The 14484-nt window shown below is 61.6% G+C and carries 14 protein-coding genes; 4 read left to right on the plus strand and 10 right to left on the minus strand.

The window, feature by feature from the left end; genetic code table 11:
* Nucleotides 1-453, minus strand: a complete 453-nt coding sequence (locus NKH73_RS04835) for a (2Fe-2S)-binding protein (protein ID WP_352928612.1) — start codon at nt 451-453, stop codon at nt 1-3.
* Nucleotides 454-694: 241 nt separating this feature from the next.
* Here NKH73_RS04835 and NKH73_RS04840 point away from each other — a divergent pair, with 241 nt between their 5' ends.
* Nucleotides 695-1672: an AraC family transcriptional regulator gene (locus NKH73_RS04840; protein ID WP_352928614.1), complete on the plus strand. Its 978-nt coding sequence runs from the start codon at nt 695-697 to the stop codon at nt 1670-1672.
* A 23-nt stretch (nt 1673-1695) separates the two neighbouring features.
* On the opposite strand, the gene NKH73_RS04845 is transcribed toward NKH73_RS04840, so the two are convergent.
* From NKH73_RS04845 to NKH73_RS04860, 4 genes are all read right to left on the minus strand, one after another.
* Complete coding sequence (locus NKH73_RS04845) at nt 1696-2013, minus strand: hypothetical protein (RefSeq protein ID WP_352928616.1); 318 nt, start codon at nt 2011-2013, stop codon at nt 1696-1698.
* Between the two features lie 4 nt (nt 2014-2017).
* A complete protein-coding gene (locus NKH73_RS04850; protein ID WP_352928618.1) occupies nt 2018-2326 on the minus strand; it encodes a YggT family protein in 309 nt (102 codons plus the stop codon).
* 107 nt (nt 2327-2433) lie between these two features.
* Nucleotides 2434-4299 carry a sodium:solute symporter family protein gene (locus NKH73_RS04855; protein ID WP_352928620.1) on the minus strand — a complete coding sequence of 622 codons (1866 nt, stop codon included), beginning with the start codon at nt 4297-4299 and terminating at the stop codon, nt 2434-2436.
* A gap of 14 nt (nt 4300-4313) precedes the next feature.
* Nucleotides 4314-4568 (minus strand): DUF4212 domain-containing protein, encoded by a 255-nt coding sequence (locus NKH73_RS04860; protein ID WP_095484984.1) that lies wholly within the window; start codon nt 4566-4568, stop codon nt 4314-4316.
* Between the two features lie 283 nt (nt 4569-4851).
* On the opposite strand from NKH73_RS04860, the gene NKH73_RS04865 reads away from it, so the two are divergent.
* A complete protein-coding gene (locus tag NKH73_RS04865; protein ID WP_352928623.1) occupies nt 4852-5484 on the plus strand; it encodes a hypothetical protein in 633 nt (210 codons plus the stop codon).
* 58 nt (nt 5485-5542) lie between these two features.
* Here NKH73_RS04865 and NKH73_RS04870 read toward each other — a convergent pair whose 3' ends face one another.
* Nucleotides 5543-7672: a DUF294 nucleotidyltransferase-like domain-containing protein gene (locus NKH73_RS04870; protein ID WP_352928625.1), complete on the minus strand. Its 2130-nt coding sequence runs from the start codon at nt 7670-7672 to the stop codon at nt 5543-5545.
* A gap of 341 nt (nt 7673-8013) precedes the next feature.
* Between NKH73_RS04870 and NKH73_RS04875 the strand changes: the two genes are divergently transcribed.
* Nucleotides 8014-9306, plus strand: coding sequence for an Nramp family divalent metal transporter (locus tag NKH73_RS04875; protein WP_352928627.1), 1293 nt, complete (start codon nt 8014-8016; stop codon nt 9304-9306).
* A gap of 216 nt (nt 9307-9522) precedes the next feature.
* Nucleotides 9523-9867, plus strand: a complete 345-nt coding sequence (locus NKH73_RS04880; RefSeq protein WP_352928628.1) for a hypothetical protein — start codon at nt 9523-9525, stop codon at nt 9865-9867.
* Nucleotides 9868-9889: 22 nt separating this feature from the next.
* On the opposite strand, the gene NKH73_RS04885 is transcribed toward NKH73_RS04880, so the two are convergent.
* Genes NKH73_RS04885 through NKH73_RS04900 form a run of 4 tightly spaced genes read right to left on the minus strand, consistent with a single transcriptional unit; the run spans nt 9890 to nt 14356 of the window.
* On the minus strand, nt 9890-10837 hold the full coding sequence (locus NKH73_RS04885; RefSeq protein ID WP_352928630.1) for an ABC transporter permease: 948 nt from the start codon (nt 10835-10837) through the stop codon (nt 9890-9892).
* 3 nt (nt 10838-10840) lie between these two features.
* Nucleotides 10841-11821: an ABC transporter permease gene (locus NKH73_RS04890; protein ID WP_352928632.1), complete on the minus strand. Its 981-nt coding sequence runs from the start codon at nt 11819-11821 to the stop codon at nt 10841-10843.
* Between the two features lies 1 nt (nt 11822).
* The gene (locus tag NKH73_RS04895) at nt 11823-13292 is read right to left on the minus strand and encodes a sugar ABC transporter ATP-binding protein (RefSeq protein WP_352928634.1); all 1470 of its coding nucleotides are present in this window, start codon (nt 13290-13292) and stop codon (nt 11823-11825) included.
* A gap of 50 nt (nt 13293-13342) precedes the next feature.
* Nucleotides 13343-14356 carry an ABC transporter substrate-binding protein gene (locus tag NKH73_RS04900; RefSeq protein ID WP_352928636.1) on the minus strand — a complete coding sequence of 338 codons (1014 nt, stop codon included), beginning with the start codon at nt 14354-14356 and terminating at the stop codon, nt 13343-13345.
* Between the last annotated feature and the right edge of the window lie 128 nt (nt 14357-14484).

A 14484-nucleotide genomic window follows, 5' to 3' on the forward strand; every position in this document is an offset into this window, starting at 1 on the left:
TCAGGCCTCCCGTGCGGCGCGCTGAATGGCGCTGATGATGCGCACATAGGTTCCGCAGCGGCAGATGTTGCCGTCCATGTGTTCGACGATCTGGTCGCGGGTGGGGTTGGGGTTGCTCTTGAGGAGCGCCGCGGCCTGCATGATCTGCCCGGACTGGCAATAGCCGCATTGCGGCACCTGCTCAGTGATCCAGGCCTGCTGCAGCCGATGGCTGGCATCCGGCGACAGGCCTTCGATCGTCGTCACCTCCATTCCGGCCACGTCCTGAAGCATGGTCACGCAGGAGCGCGTCGGCTCGCCGTCGACGTGAACGGTGCAGGCGCCACATTGCGCGATGCCGCAGCCGAATTTGGTGCCGGTGAGCTTCAGATGCTCCCGTATCACCCATAGAAGCGGCGTATCTGGCGCGGCGGGGAGATCCACCGCCCGTCCATTGATCGTGAACGCTATCATGGCTATTTTCCCTTAACTGGCGCGATCATCTGATTTCTTCCAGTGATTATGGCAACTTTATCCGTCTTGTTCGTAGAGTTTCTGTGATATCTATGGCTATGACATCATAAATATTTCGATGATATTGATTATTATCTCAGATGTTGTCCATTACCGGAGACGTTGTTATTAAATAGCCTGTTGAGGAAATGCGATCTATGCTGTAAAGTCCGTATTATCTTCGCAATCGTCCGGGACGCCCATGGATCCGCTTTCAGATGTGCTGTCGCTGCTAAAGCCACGCAGTTATGTATCCGCCGGCTTCGACGCGGGTGGAAACTGGTCGATCCAGTTCTCCGACCAGCACGAACTTATCAAATGCTACGCTGTGGTTTCCGGCGGGTGCTGGCTATCAGTGGAAGGCGTTGCCGATGCGGTGCGGCTGGAGAAGGGGGACTGCTTCGTGCTGCCGAGCGGGCGGCCTTTCCGTCTCGCAAGCGATATGACTTTGACGCCTGTCGGAGCCGGCACGATTTTTCCTCCCGCGCGGGCTGGCGGCGTCGTGACGTATAATGGTGGTGGTGATTTCTTTCTTGTCGGTAGCCGCTTCGCCGTGACCGGCAGTCATGCCGGCATGCTGTTTGGCATGCTGCCGCCCATCGTCCATATCCGGAAAGAAACCGATCAGGCGGCGCTGCGCTGGTCGGTGGAGCGGATGATGCAGGAACTGCACGAGCCGCAGCCGGGCGGCTTTCTGGTCGCGCAACACCTCGCCCACATGATGTTGGTCCAGGCCCTGCGCCTGCATCTGGCGGAAGGGCTGGGAGGCGTTGGATGGTTTTTCGCCCTGGCAGATAAACAGATGGCTGCAGCGATCAACGCCATCCATGACGATCCGGCGCACCGCTGGACGTTGCAGGAGCTGGCGTCACGTGCCGGCATGTCGCGATCGACCTTTGCCCTGAAGTTCAAGGCGATGGTTGGGACGTCACCGATGGAGTACCTGACCAATTGGCGAATGCTGCTGGCGGGAGACAGGCTGGCGAATTCCAGCGACCCCATTTCCATTATTGCCCTGTCGCTCGGCTACGAATCCGAAAGCGCCTTCAGCACGGCCTTCAAGAGGGTCATGAACTGTACACCACGACAATATGGCCGTGGCCGGAACCCCGCTTCCCCTTCAGCGTTCAACGCGCGGCCAGAGGACACGGCCGCGGCCCGCTGGTTGAAAGCCGGTTGATCCGGCCCGAGCCGAAGGAAATCTCAGCCGCCTAGCGCTCGCATCACATTCGGCAGCGCCGGCAACGTCAACAAAACCGTGCCGGCGAGCCAGATAGACGAGACGATAATGCTCCTGGGCTGTGCGGACCAGCGCTCATAGAGCGCGGCCGGCACGCCGGCGAGCATGATGGTTATCGTCGACAGGATCAGCGCACTTGCCATATAGACGATCTGGCTTAAGGGAGGCGCCCAGGCCGGATACCAGACCGGATAGAACAGGAACACCATCAGCACCCACGGCGAAAAGATACCGTTGACGATGGCGACCGCCATGACCGGGACAAGAGCGTTTCTGTCCATTGCCTCAACCCCCTTGAGAAGCCATCGGCGCGATGCCGAAATTGACCAGCAAGACGAGATAGCCGATGCGCAAGGCCATAAGCCAGAGCACGCTGAAGACGATCACCACCGGCTGGGTCAGGATCGACGGTGTGACGGTCCGCACGATCCGCAGGAGCGGATCCGTGACGGACTTGAAGAAGCGCCAGATGTAATTGTCCCAGCTTTCGGGCACGAAGAGGCCGAGCAGGAGACGCCCCATCAGCGTGTACATCACCGCGGCGAGAATGAAATTCGGTATGTGAAAATACCAGTAGGACCAGAAATCGTTCATGTGGGATTTTCCAAGAACGGCGCCGCCGCGTTATGCCAGCGACGCCCCCGAAATGAAAGCGGGGTCCGTCGCCGGACCCCGCTTCGAGCGCCGATCGCTATGCGCGATCAGGCAATCTTTTCTTCCATCATCTGCTTGCCGCGCGGCACACGGATTTCCTCGATGAAATCCTGCATATCCCGGGACGGCGCCTTGGTGAGAAGGCTGACGATGATCATCACGGCGAAGCCCACCGGCAGACCAAAGGCCGCCGACGAAATGTTCTTCACCCCCCACCACAGTTCCATATTGGGCGTCGCCTTGTCGAAGTCGGCGCCGTACTGCGTCATGACGAGATAGAAGATGGTGATGCCGAAGCCCGCGATCATGCCGGCGACCGCGCCAGCCGAATTGGCCCGCTTCCACCAGACGCCGAGCACCAGGGCTGGGAAGAGCCCGCCGGCTGCAAGCGAGAACGCCCACGACACCATCGACAGGATGTCCGACGGCTTGGTCGACGCCACGTAGGCGGCCAGCACCGCAACCATAACCAGCAAGATGCGCGACACGATCAGACGCCGCGACGTCGGCGCGTTCTGGTCGATCATCTTGTAGTAGATGTCATGGCTGAGCGCGTTGGCGATGGCCAGCAGCAGGCCGTCCGCCGTCGACAGCGCGGCGGCAAGGCCGCCGGCGGCGACGAGGCCGGAGATGACGTAAGGCATGCCGGCCATTTCCGGCGTGGCTAGCACGATCATGTCGGCGTTGAGGTTGATGTCGGCAAACGAAAGTGCCGTCACGCCCTTTTCGGCGCAGGCCGCGACGATCGCCGCGCTGTCTGTCGCCGCTTTGCCGCAGATCTGCACGAGCGTATTGTCGGCAGCGGCCCAGCGCATCATCCATCCCGCTTTCTCGGCGATGTTTTCAGGCGTCAGGCCGGACGCCACCAGATCGAGCATCGTCCACTTGGCGAACGCCGCATAGGCGGGCGCCGTGAAGTAGAGGATGAAGATGAACAGCAGCGACCAGGCGACCGAGACGCGCGCCTCACGCACCGAGGGGGTGGTGAAGTATCGCATCAGGACGTGTGGCAGCGACGCCGTTCCGACCATCAGGCAGAGGATCAGCAGGAAGAAGTTCTTTGCATCATAGCCGCCATGCGCGAATGGCGTGATGTGATGAAGCGTGATGCCCTGCGCCGTCTCAAGCGCGGTGATGTTCGCCAGCGCCTGGCCCTGCATCAACTGCGGGATCGGCACGCCGGTTTTCACCGTCGACATCCAGATGACAGGGATGAGATAGGCGATGATCAGCACGATGTACTGCGCGACCTGCGTCCAGGTGACGGCGCGCATGCCGCCGAGCATCGAGCAAACGAGAATGCCGGCCAGGCCGACATAGACTGCGACGTTGAAGTCGATGCCCAGGAAGCGGGCCGAGATCAGCCCGGTGCCGAAAATCTGCGCGACCACATAGGTGAACGAGCAGGAGAACAGAACGATCACGCCGATCAGACGGGCAAGATTGCCGCCATAGCGGGCCGACAGGAAATCGGGAACCGTGTAGGCGCCGAACTTGCGCAGATAGGGCGCAACGAGGATGGCCACCAGCACGTAACCGCCGGTCCAGCCGAGCACGAAGCCGAGGCCGTCATAGCCGAGCAGGTAGAGCGAACCGGCCATACCGATGAAGGAAGCCGCCGACATCCAATCGGCGCCGGTCGCCATGCCGTTGTAGAGCGCCGGCACGCGCCGTCCGGCGACGTAATATTCGCCGACATGCATGGTGCGGCTCAGGACACCGATCACCGCATAGATGACGATGGTGAAGCCCATGAACAGGTAGCCGATTACAACGTTTTCGACACCCATGGCGCTCAAGATAGCCATCAGGATGATGAAGGCTATGAAGCCGCCGGTGTAGATGCCGTAGATACGGCCGAGATTGGAGGTGAAATCGCCTCCGCCTGCGGTAGTCGCTGTCGTGTTAGCCATTGAAGTCCCCCCGATCATTCTTCATTGACATGATGCTCTTCGTCGATCGCGTTCTGGCGCCGTGCGAACCAGAACAGCATGACGACGAAGGCGATGAGCGAGCCCTGAGCGGCCATGTAGAAGCCGAGCGGAAAGCCAAAAATGACGATGGTGTTGAGTTGCTCCACGAACATGTGGATGACGTAACCGAAGAACACCCACAGGCCCAGCATGACGAACATGAGGCTCTTGGTCTTGTTCCAATAACTTACGCGGTCTGGCGTCGCCATAGCGTTGAACCCTCCCTTGGTTGGCAGCTTGCGAACCGTCTCGAGCGCAAGGCGCCGTTTAAAGCTTGCCTCTTCCGCTGACGCGGAAGCCCTCCGGCAGATGTTGCGGCCAGGTATAGAATCAGCCGACCGTAACTTTGTAGGAGTATCACTTTTTGTCGCTGCTGTTCATACGACTTTAGAATCGGTGACAGGACTTGAACCGGTAAGAGGACTGGCGGTGCGGCATCGCGGAGGCTAAACGGTTAGCATCGGTTGGAAACAAAACCGAAGGGAGAGCGCCATGGGCCTGCTGAACGATTTGTTGCCCGAGTTCCTGCGCAAGCCGCAGCCGATCGGCAGCGTCGGCGAACTGGCTGACTTCATGGATTCGCGTGCCGCTTTCCTGGCACAGAAAAGCATCGTCGAGTTCTGCCGCGTCCGGGCGGGGGTCTACTGGCAGAAGCTGTTCAGCGAAAAGGAATTCCAGGCGGCGCTGAACCATTCACGCTGGCGCGCCTACCCCGCGTGCTACGCCATGGTGGCGGAAATGGTGGAGGGCGCGTTGCGCGGACCTGCCGGCCTGCGCCAGCGAGGCCTGCCGGCGGCGCTGGAAAAGGTGGCCCTGGCAAGCTGCTCCAAATATGCCGTTCCGGAGGGCTCGCCCGCCACTTTCTGGGAGGATGCCGCCGAGCTCACGCGTCAGCGCCTCGCCGCCACGCAGATCGGCCCGCCGCGGCCGGTGCGCGAAATCCCCGAGCCGCTGGCGCGAACGGTTTTCGAGATGGTCCCGATCCACCCCAATCTCCTGACCAACGACTACGATTACATTTTCAACTTCCTGAGAATGAACCTGCTGCGCGCGAATGAGGATTTCCTCGCGCAGGCTGATCGCAGCGCCCTCGTCGACGAACTGCTTGGCGCCGCGCGCATCTGAGCTCTGTTGCTGCGCGTCGATACCTCCCTCGGGTTTGCACCCGGCCGAGCGTCGCCGGCTATGCGAACATCAGGTCCCGCACCAGATCGGGTGCCGACTGAAGGTGCTTGATGAGGCTCTTGAGCTCTGCCCGCTGTTCGCGCGTCAGGGCATTGATTTCGATTCGGTTGGATACAGGTATACCGGCGTAGATGTCATGCGTCTGCTGGGCGAGCAGCAAGCCGATCAGCATGGCGTGGCCGGCCAGCATCGCCTTCATGTCGCGCTCGCCGCCAATATCCAGCGCGACAAGTTTCTCGAGCCGGGCACGCGTGCTCCGCTCGCGAATGCCGTGGCGAATTGCAAGCGTGCGTGCGGTCGCAACAATCGGAAAAAGGCCATGCGTCTTGATGTCGAGCCGGCCATTTTCAAGCTGAAAGCCGCCAAAAACAGTGAAGGGATTGCCTGATATCATCTGCTCGCCGAGAAGCTTCGCGAACACCGGCTCGGCATGGCCACGGTCATAGGCATATTCGATGAACTGCGCGGCCAGCGTCGTGTCGCCGTGAACCGGCCGCAGATCGTAGACGATATCGACGTTGAGCAGGTCCTCCGGCCGTAGGCGGCGGACCCAATCTTCGACGCGACCCTTCCAGGTGTCGAGGCTTCCGCGGAACCCGGGGTTAGCGGCCATTACCCCGCCTTTGCAATACGGTACGCCTGACATGTCGAGCATGTCGGCGAGCTTGGCACCGAGAATTTTGAACCAGTTGTCTTCGGGACCATCCGGCTCGCCATCCGCGAAGACGATTGCGTTGTCCTGGTCCGGGGCCATCAGGCTTTCGCCACGGCCACCCGAGCCGAGCACGAGCATGGCATAAGCGCAGGGCGGCGGGCCATGGCCTTCGATTTGCATCTGTTGTTCCGCAAGCACGGCGGCGCGGCGGGTAAGCGAACAAAGTTCGTCGCTGATGATTTCCGCCACCACGCGCGGGTCGATCGCCTCGCCGGCGAGTGAACGCACGACGCCCGGCAGCATCGACCAGGTGGCCGCCAGTTCGGCAGCGTCCTTGGCATGCTCGATCGTGTCGTCGAGATCGATGGCAGCGGCGGCGCGGAGCCTCAGCAGGTCACGCGCCGAAAGCACGCCGACCAGCATGCCGTCGTCATCGCGGACGGCGAGGTGGCGGACTTTCAGCCGATCCATGCGGCCGATCGCCCGATAGGCGAAGGCGGCGGCGCGGATGCTTATCAGCGGTCGCGTTGCGATGCTTGCGACCGGCATATCAAAAGCGCGCTCGGCGTCGGACGATATGCGGCGCAGCAGGTCACGCTCGGTAACGATACCATACTCCTCGATCGGTTGATCCGGCGTTCCACGGTCGGACACCAGAACCGAGCTGATCTTGCGCTTCACCATGAGATCGATGACCTGCCTTGTCGGTTTGGTCGACTTCACCACGACTGGCGGGCCGCTCATGAGGCTGCCGACGCGATGGCGATAGGCATAGGGATCAACCGGCTGAAACGCGGGAGCCTGGGGGCGCGACACCGGCTCGGCCCAGCCGGCGCGATGGCCGGCTTCGAGGGCGTCTGAAAGGGCAAGGCAGGCGACTTCGGCCTCTCCGAGTGTTCGGATGTTGCGCTTGCGCAACTCCGGAATCAGCGCGGCAAAGATGTCTCCCGCAGCGATCGCATCGCCCAGGGCCGAATGCCGGCCAGCGATCTCCAGGCGAAGCCAGGCGGCGATCATCTCCAGCGAATGGTCTGCAAGGTTGGGGTTTGCTATGGTTGCAAGAAGCCGGACGCACAACGCCCGAGGCTTTTTCCAGGGCAAACGGGCGCGCCGGCATTCGCGCTCCAATACCGCCAGGTCGAAGCCGATCGAGTGGCCGACGAGGATGCGGTCCCCGACGAACTCCTGGAATTGCGCCCACGCATCCACGAAGCTTCCAACTCCGGCAACATCGGCATCCGTGATGCCGTGGACGAGGGAGGCCTCGGGCGGGATTGTTTCACCGGGGTCGATGAGGCGATTGAACTGAGGCTCCCGGACGACTTTGCCCTGCGCAATGCCGATCGCGCCGATTTGGACCACGCGTGCCTTTGTGGCGTCGGGCCCAGTTGTTTCGGTGTCGACGGCGGCGGCCGCGATCGCTATCAGCGGTGTCGCGCCGGTCGCCGGCTTCAATTCCGTCCCCTTCGGCATAGCCGATAGCCTTCCTCTGCCGGACGTCCCGGTTTGCCTAGACAGCGCTCTCTGCCGGTGCCTGAAAGTTCGATCTCGCTTACCCTGTAGGCCTCGGCGAGCACGCTCAATAGCGGAGTGGCCTTTATCCCTCCAGATTACCCGCCGCTGATCTCGATAAGCCGCCGAAAGCGGATGGGTTCCATCTCCTGGGCGCGGGAACAAGCAGCCGATTGCGGAGTTGAGGCGGCGGAGGTTTGCCGGAATGAGATCCACTCCCGTGCTGCGGTATATCTATTGGGCAATTGTTCTCGACGTTTCGGTCATGCTTGCGCATTACGTTCTTAGGGCGGGTGAACGCGATGCCGCAACGCGATCGTAGCGCCACTTCACCACAGGAAGACAGGAAAGACGGTATAGGACGAGCACTTGGACTCGGCCTTATCACCGGTGCTGCTGACGACGACTGCTCGGCGATTGGTACCTATGCGAGCGCCGGCGCTCGCTTTGGCCCGGACCTGCTTTGGACCGCTCCTGTAACGCTGCCGATGATGTACACTGTCGTGTATCTCTCGTCGAAGCTTGGACAGGTCTCGGGCCGCGGCCTCTTTCATACGATCAAGGACTTCTACCCACGTTGGCTGCTCTGGGCCGTACTCGTGGGCGTGCTGATCGGCAACACGATCGAAGCAGCCGCCGATCTCGGCGGTATGGCTGCATCCATCAACATCTTCCTTCCTGTTCCGATCCCCCTCATTGTGATCGTAGTCGCAGCCGTGATCTTTGCTCTCCAGCTTTGGGGTTCTTACACGCTCATACGAAACATCTTCCGCTGGCTCGCACTGGCTCTGCTTGCCTATGTCGGCTCAGCCATCATGGCGAAGCCGGATGCGGCAGCCGTGCTGTGGGGCACCCTTGTTCCGAAGATCGAGTTCAGCCGCGAGTTCCTGTCCATTCTGGTGGCCATCATCGGCACCACCCTTTCAGCGTACCTCTACACCTGGCAGTCGAATGAAGAGGTGGAGGAAGAGATTGCCGAGGGGAGAACGACGCTGAAGGAGCGCAAAGGTGCCACGGACGGTGAACTGCGCCGCTCCCGCCGCGACATCCTGATCGGCATGATTTTTTCCAACCTCATCATGTACTTCATCATTCTGTCGACAGGGTCTACGCTCTATGAAGCCGGCGAGCACGACGTGGAGACCGCCGCTCAAGCAGCCGAAGCACTCAAGCCGCTCGCTGGTGCAGCCGCTGGCGTGCTGTTCGCTGCCGGCGTGATCGGGGTCGGGTTTCTTGCCGTTCCGGTCATGACGACAGGTGCGGCATACGATCTGGCGCAGGCAGTTGGATGGAAGCACAGTCTTCATGCCAAGCCGCGTGAGGCGCCAAAGTTCTATATCGCGATCGGCGCCTTCACGCTGATCGCTGTTGGCCTGAATTTCCTGGGTTTCAACCCGATGAAGGCGCTCGTCTGGTCCGGCATCGTGCAGGGCTTTTCCACGCCGCCACTGCTTCTGCTTATCATGCTAATGACGAACAACCCGCGGATCATGGGAGACAAGGTCAACAGCCGCACGACCAACGCTTTGGGATGGGCTACTACGATTGCAATCTTTTCCGCCTCTGTGGGGCTGGTCGCGACCTGGTTTATTTAGGTCCCCTTTATTTAGGTTACCGTGACGCCGTTGGAAAGTTCCCCGTCATCCCCGGTCATTGCCGGTCTCGACCAGACGATGCCGGAAGCGGCACATTTCGCCTTAAAGTGATTTGATGCGATCGAGGCGCTCGCTCATGCTCGGCGAGTTTGTCTGCCGAGGCAGCCGATGGATGAGATCAGGCGGATTGCTGTGGGGTGCATAGGGCGTGCCGTAATGTTCGGATCGCTTGCCATCGGCTGTGTCATGATCGGCTTCTCCTTCAACCCAGTGTCCGCCTTCCGCTCTGGCGCATTCCTCACGCTGACCATGGTTTTGGCACTGATGTGGAAAGCCACGACTGCAGGTACCAAGAACCCCAAACACACTGAAGTCTGGCTTTACCTCGATGAGAAGTCGCGCCCCGCCCCAGGCCCGGCGCGACGGGTGTTCGGCACCATCATGAGCGACGTCTATAAGCTCTACGCCCGGATCGCGCTCGGCGTCGCCGTCGGGTTTTTCCTCGTCTCGGTCGTGCTGATGTTGTTCGGTCTGGAAGCTTACAGGCCGCCCAGTAAATAGCAGGCCGCTCGGCCGAGCTTGTTCAGCGGAGCGCCTTCTGGCCGCCGGCGGCGGTGATGACGCCGACGATGATCAGTCCGGTCAGCAGCAGCCGGACGCCGGCGCTAACGCCGAACGTGTTGAGCATGGTCAGGAGCAGAACCAGGAACAGCGCCGCGCCCCAGACGCCCGGCACATTGGCCTTGCCGCCGGCCACCGATGTGCCGCCGATGACCACGACCGCAATCGAGGCCAGCAGGTACTCGTTGCCTATGTCGACATTGGCCCCGCGGAAATAGCCGGCAAGCAATGCCCCGTCGAGGCCGCCAAGCGCGCCCGACAGCGTGTAGGTGAGGAAGCGGATGCGGCCGACATTGATACCGGCCAGCCACGCGGCGCGTATGTTCTGGCCGATCGCCAGCACCGATCGGCCATAGATCATGCGCTGCAGCGCGATTGCAGCGCCGATGGTGAACAGCACGGTCAGGATCGCCAATACCGGAATGCCGAGAATCTGCCAGTTTGTAAAACTGGCGAAGCCGGGCGGCGGCTTGATCTGCAACCCTCGCCCATAGCTGATGTCGATCGACTGGATGATGAAGCTCGCCGACAGAGTGGCGATGATCGGGGGAATGCGCAGCGCCCAGATCAAGAGATAGTTGGCAGCGCCGACCGCCATGCCGCAAGCCACGGCCGCCAGCAGCCCGACGGCGATCATCGCATCATTGCCGTCCATCACCTTCATGGCGACGGCGCTGGCCAGGCCTATATTGGCGGGCAGCGACAGGTCGACATTCCCCGGCCCGAGGGTGATCACGAACATCTGGCCAACACCGACGATGACGGTGAAGACGGCGAGCGAAAGTGCTGCCGTGATCATGCCGCCGCCGCCGTATCCGCCGGTGAAGGCAATCGTCGCCAGCCACACCAGGGCCGCGCCGATGAAGGACCAGATCCAGGGTTTGGCGAGCAGCAATCGCAACGAGGCCATTGCTCACTTCTCCCTGCGGCTGATCAGCACCCGGGCCGCCAGCACGATGATCAGGATGGCGCCATTGGCGGCCACCTGCCAATCGGGTGGGATGTGCATGAAGGTCAGCAGTGGCGAGGCGGCGAGCGCCAATGTCAGCGCCCCGATCACCGCGCCGATCGGTGACACCCGGCCGCCGACGAATTCACCGCCGCCGAGGATGACGCCGGCGATCGAAAGCAGCGTATAGCCGTTACCGATATTGGCGTCGGCCGAGGTGGTGATGCCAATCAAGGCCATGCCAGACAAAACTCCGAACAGGCCGGCAAGGGCGAACAGCACGATCTTGGTCTTGAGCAGCGACCAGCCGGCACGGCTGAGGGCCGCGGCATTGCCACCGGATCCGCGCAGAATCACGCCATAGGAAGTGCGCATCAGACCGAAATAAACAACCGCAGCGATCAGCAGCGCCGCAATGATCGGGAAGGGAACCAAAGGCGGCTTGAAAGCCATGAGCGACAGCAGCCAGTCCGGCGCCTTGCCGCCGGGCTTCGGCAGGATGAGGATAGCCAACCCCTGCCAGACGAAGCTCATGCCGAGCGTCACGACGATTGAAGGCAGGTTGCGCAGATGGATCAGCGCGCCGAGCAGCGCATAGACGCCGATCGACCCGAGCAGGATCGAGACGCCGACCAGCGGCGCGTCCTTCAGCCAAGTCGCCGTGACGCAGCCGACGAAACCGACGAAGGTACCGATCGACAGGTCGAGCTCATTGCCAGCGATGACGAACATCTGCGCGATCGTCGCCAGGGCGATCGGGATCGCCAGGTTGAGCATCAGGCTAAAGCCGAAATAGCTGATGGCGCGCGGGTTGAGCCAGGCGATTGCCAGCAGCACCAGCACCAGCGATAGCGCCGGCAGCAAGCTACGCAACAGGCGCGCCCGCGCCAGCTTGCGGCGCTCGGAAGAACCCTTGAGGCCGCTCTCGACGGGTGCTGCCGTCATCCTAGGCCGCATCCCCGAACGAGGACTGGATGATCTTTTCCTCCGTCAGTTCGTCGCGTGTAAGATTGGCGACAATCCGGCCGTTCTTGAAGACATAGATTTGGTGGCAATTGTCGAGCTCTTCGGTTTCCGTGGTGTACCAGAGGAAGGTGCGGCCGCGGCCGGCCTCTTCGCGCACAAGGTCGTAGACCTCGAGCTTGGTGCCGATATCGACGCCGCGCATCGGGTCGTCCATCAGCACGATCTTCGCGTCCGAGCCGAGCGCCCGGGCAAACAAAGCCTTTTGCTGGTTCCCGCCAGACAGCGAGAAAATGTTGTTGTTCATGTTCGGAGTGCGGATGCCGATTTTCCCTCGCCAGAAATCGGCGAGCTCGGCTTCGCGCTGCGGCGAGATCAGCAGGCCGTTGCGCAATCGCTTCAGCGAGCGGATGCCTATGTTTTGCGCAATCGACCATTGCGGGAAAATCCCATCCGACTGGCGATCGCCGGCCACCAGCGCCACCGGCGCGGTGACCTCTATGCCGGTTTTGGAGCGCGCCGCAGCGGCGAAGATCGCGAGCAGCAGGTCGGTTTGTCCATGGCCGGCGAGCCCGGCAAGGCCGATGATCTCGCCAGCATGCGCGACAAGCTCGTTGCCGTCCTGTTGCCGTGCAGGGCGGGCTCGGACCCGCAACGGGCCGGTCTCCGGCTTTTGCGTCGCGATTTCGGCCGCGATCTTCTCACGCGCTTCCGCTCCACCCATGGTCGTCACCAGCCTGTCGCGATCGAAAGCCTTTGCCGCATCTGACGCGACGACCTTTCCATCGCGCATCACGACGATGCGGTCGGCATTCCCGAGCACCTCGCCAAGAACATGCGAGATCAGGATGCAGCTCTTGCCCCCGGCGACAAAGCGCCGGACGAATGCCAGCAACTGGCCGGCCGTATGCGCGTCGAGCGACGATGTCGGCTCGTCGAGGATGACCAGTTCGAGCGGATCCTGCGTCACCGTGAAGGCACGCGCCACCTCGACCATCTGCCGCCTACCGATGGAGAGGTCGCCGGCGATGTCGGAAGCGGAGATGCTGTGGTCCGGGAAGATTTCGTCGAGCTTGGCCGTAATGAGATCGGCCGCCTTGCGCTGCCAGCCGAATCCACGCAGCGCGGGGTGATTGATGCGCGTGTTCTCGGCAACGCTGAGGTTCGGGCACAGCGACAGCTCCTGGAACACGCAGCGTATGCCGAGCTGCTGGGCGCGCGGCACCGAATAACTGTCTTCGACTTGGCCGCGCACCGCGATCTGACCGCTCTCGGGTATAAGCGTGCCGGCCACCATATGCATGAGCGTCGACTTGCCCGCACCATTGTGGCCGACGAGCCCAACGCATTCACCGGCACCGACGTGGAAGTCGACGCCGGCGAGCGCCCTGACGGCGCCGAAATGTTTTTCGGCGCCGTCCAGCCGGATGATGTCTGCACGGGCCTCGGGCATTCCCTAGCGATATCCGATCGGCGACACATGCGACATTGGATGTGCCATGCTCACTTGATGTTGGCTTTGATCGCCGCGATGGCGTCTTCCTGCGTGTATTCGTGGCTAGCCACACCACCCTTGGGGATTTTCGGCAGCGCAGCCTCGAAATCGTCCTGGGTGAACGCGAGGTATGGCACCAGGAGATCATGCGGGATGTCGGTGCGGCCGTCGAGCACCTGCTGCGCTACCCAGAAAGCCAGCGACGAAACGCCCGGCGCGATGGAGGCCGACCAGGTCTGATAGCCGTCCTTGTCCTTCTGTTCCTTCCACCATTGCAGCTCGTCCTGGCGATTGCCCATGATGATGGTCGGGCGCGGTTTGCCAGCGGCGGCGAAGGCTTGTGCAGCGCCATAGCCGTCGCCGCCCTGATCGACGACGCCGACGATTTCCGGCAGCGACGGCAGGATCGTCGCCACTGCTTTCTGTGCTGTGGTCTGGTCCCAGTCGCCGGTCACCGAACCGACGATCTTGAACTCGGGATGAGCGGCGACGCCTTCCAGAATTCCGGCATGAATGGCGTCGTCGATCGACGTGCCGGCAAGGCCTCGGATTTCCAGCAGATTGCCGCCCTTGGGCTGGAATTTGGCCATCTGCTCGACTTCCTGCCTGCCCATGTCCTTGAAGTCGACGACCACACGGTAGGCGCAGGGCTCGGTGACGATGCCATCAAAGGAAACGACGACGATGCCGGCGTCGCAGGCCTGCTTGATGGCGCCGTTGAGCGCGTCCGGCGAGGCGGCATTGATGACGATCGCGTCATAGCCTTGCAGGATCAGGTTCTGGACCTGGGCTGCCTGGGTTGGCACTTCCTTGTCCGCCGTCGTGAAGATGTCCGCAGCGGCGACCACCTTGTCTTCGACCGCCTTCTTGGTGACGATGCCGTAGCTGTCGAGCATCGCCTGGCGCCACGAATTGCCGGCATAATTGTTGGAGAAGGCGATCTTCTTGTCGCTGGTATCGGCCAGTGCGGTGCCTGACGCCAGCATCGCCGCGAATGCCCCCAAAACGAGCATTTTCTTCATGTCATACTCCTCCCTGAGTTGTTGATCTTTGTTGACTGCTGATGGTTGTTAAAAATCCGCGTGCCTGTTTTTTATCTATTGTCAGACAAATGCAGATGGCTCGCAAGCTGTCAACTGCAATCCGCGCA

The organism is Mesorhizobium sp. M0938, from assembly GCF_040319125.1.
Lineage (GTDB): Bacteria > Pseudomonadota > Alphaproteobacteria > Rhizobiales > Rhizobiaceae > Mesorhizobium > Mesorhizobium robiniae.

What these genes read in the sequence shown, in the direction of transcription:
- NKH73_RS04835 (WP_352928612.1), bottom strand. Translation starts at nt 453, where the DNA reads ATGATAGCGTTCACGATCAATGGACGGGCGGTGGATCTCCCCGCCGCG.
- NKH73_RS04840 (WP_352928614.1), top strand. Translation starts at nt 695, where the DNA reads ATGGATCCGCTTTCAGATGTGCTGTCGCTGCTAAAGCCACGCAGTTAT.
- NKH73_RS04845 (WP_352928616.1), bottom strand. Translation starts at nt 2,013, where the DNA reads ATGGACAGAAACGCTCTTGTCCCGGTCATGGCGGTCGCCATCGTCAAC.
- NKH73_RS04850 (WP_352928618.1), bottom strand. Translation starts at nt 2,326, where the DNA reads ATGAACGATTTCTGGTCCTACTGGTATTTTCACATACCGAATTTCATT.
- NKH73_RS04855 (WP_352928620.1), bottom strand. Translation starts at nt 4,299, where the DNA reads ATGGCTAACACGACAGCGACTACCGCAGGCGGAGGCGATTTCACCTCC.
- NKH73_RS04860 (WP_095484984.1), bottom strand. Translation starts at nt 4,568, where the DNA reads ATGGCGACGCCAGACCGCGTAAGTTATTGGAACAAGACCAAGAGCCTC.
- NKH73_RS04865 (WP_352928623.1), top strand. Translation starts at nt 4,852, where the DNA reads ATGGGCCTGCTGAACGATTTGTTGCCCGAGTTCCTGCGCAAGCCGCAG.
- NKH73_RS04870 (WP_352928625.1), bottom strand. Translation starts at nt 7,672, where the DNA reads ATGCCGAAGGGGACGGAATTGAAGCCGGCGACCGGCGCGACACCGCTG.
- NKH73_RS04875 (WP_352928627.1), top strand. Translation starts at nt 8,014, where the DNA reads ATGCCGCAACGCGATCGTAGCGCCACTTCACCACAGGAAGACAGGAAA.
- NKH73_RS04880 (WP_352928628.1), top strand. Translation starts at nt 9,523, where the DNA reads ATGTTCGGATCGCTTGCCATCGGCTGTGTCATGATCGGCTTCTCCTTC.
- NKH73_RS04885 (WP_352928630.1), bottom strand. Translation starts at nt 10,837, where the DNA reads ATGGCCTCGTTGCGATTGCTGCTCGCCAAACCCTGGATCTGGTCCTTC.
- NKH73_RS04890 (WP_352928632.1), bottom strand. Translation starts at nt 11,821, where the DNA reads ATGACGGCAGCACCCGTCGAGAGCGGCCTCAAGGGTTCTTCCGAGCGC.
- NKH73_RS04895 (WP_352928634.1), bottom strand. Translation starts at nt 13,292, where the DNA reads ATGCCCGAGGCCCGTGCAGACATCATCCGGCTGGACGGCGCCGAAAAA.
- NKH73_RS04900 (WP_352928636.1), bottom strand. Translation starts at nt 14,356, where the DNA reads ATGAAGAAAATGCTCGTTTTGGGGGCATTCGCGGCGATGCTGGCGTCA.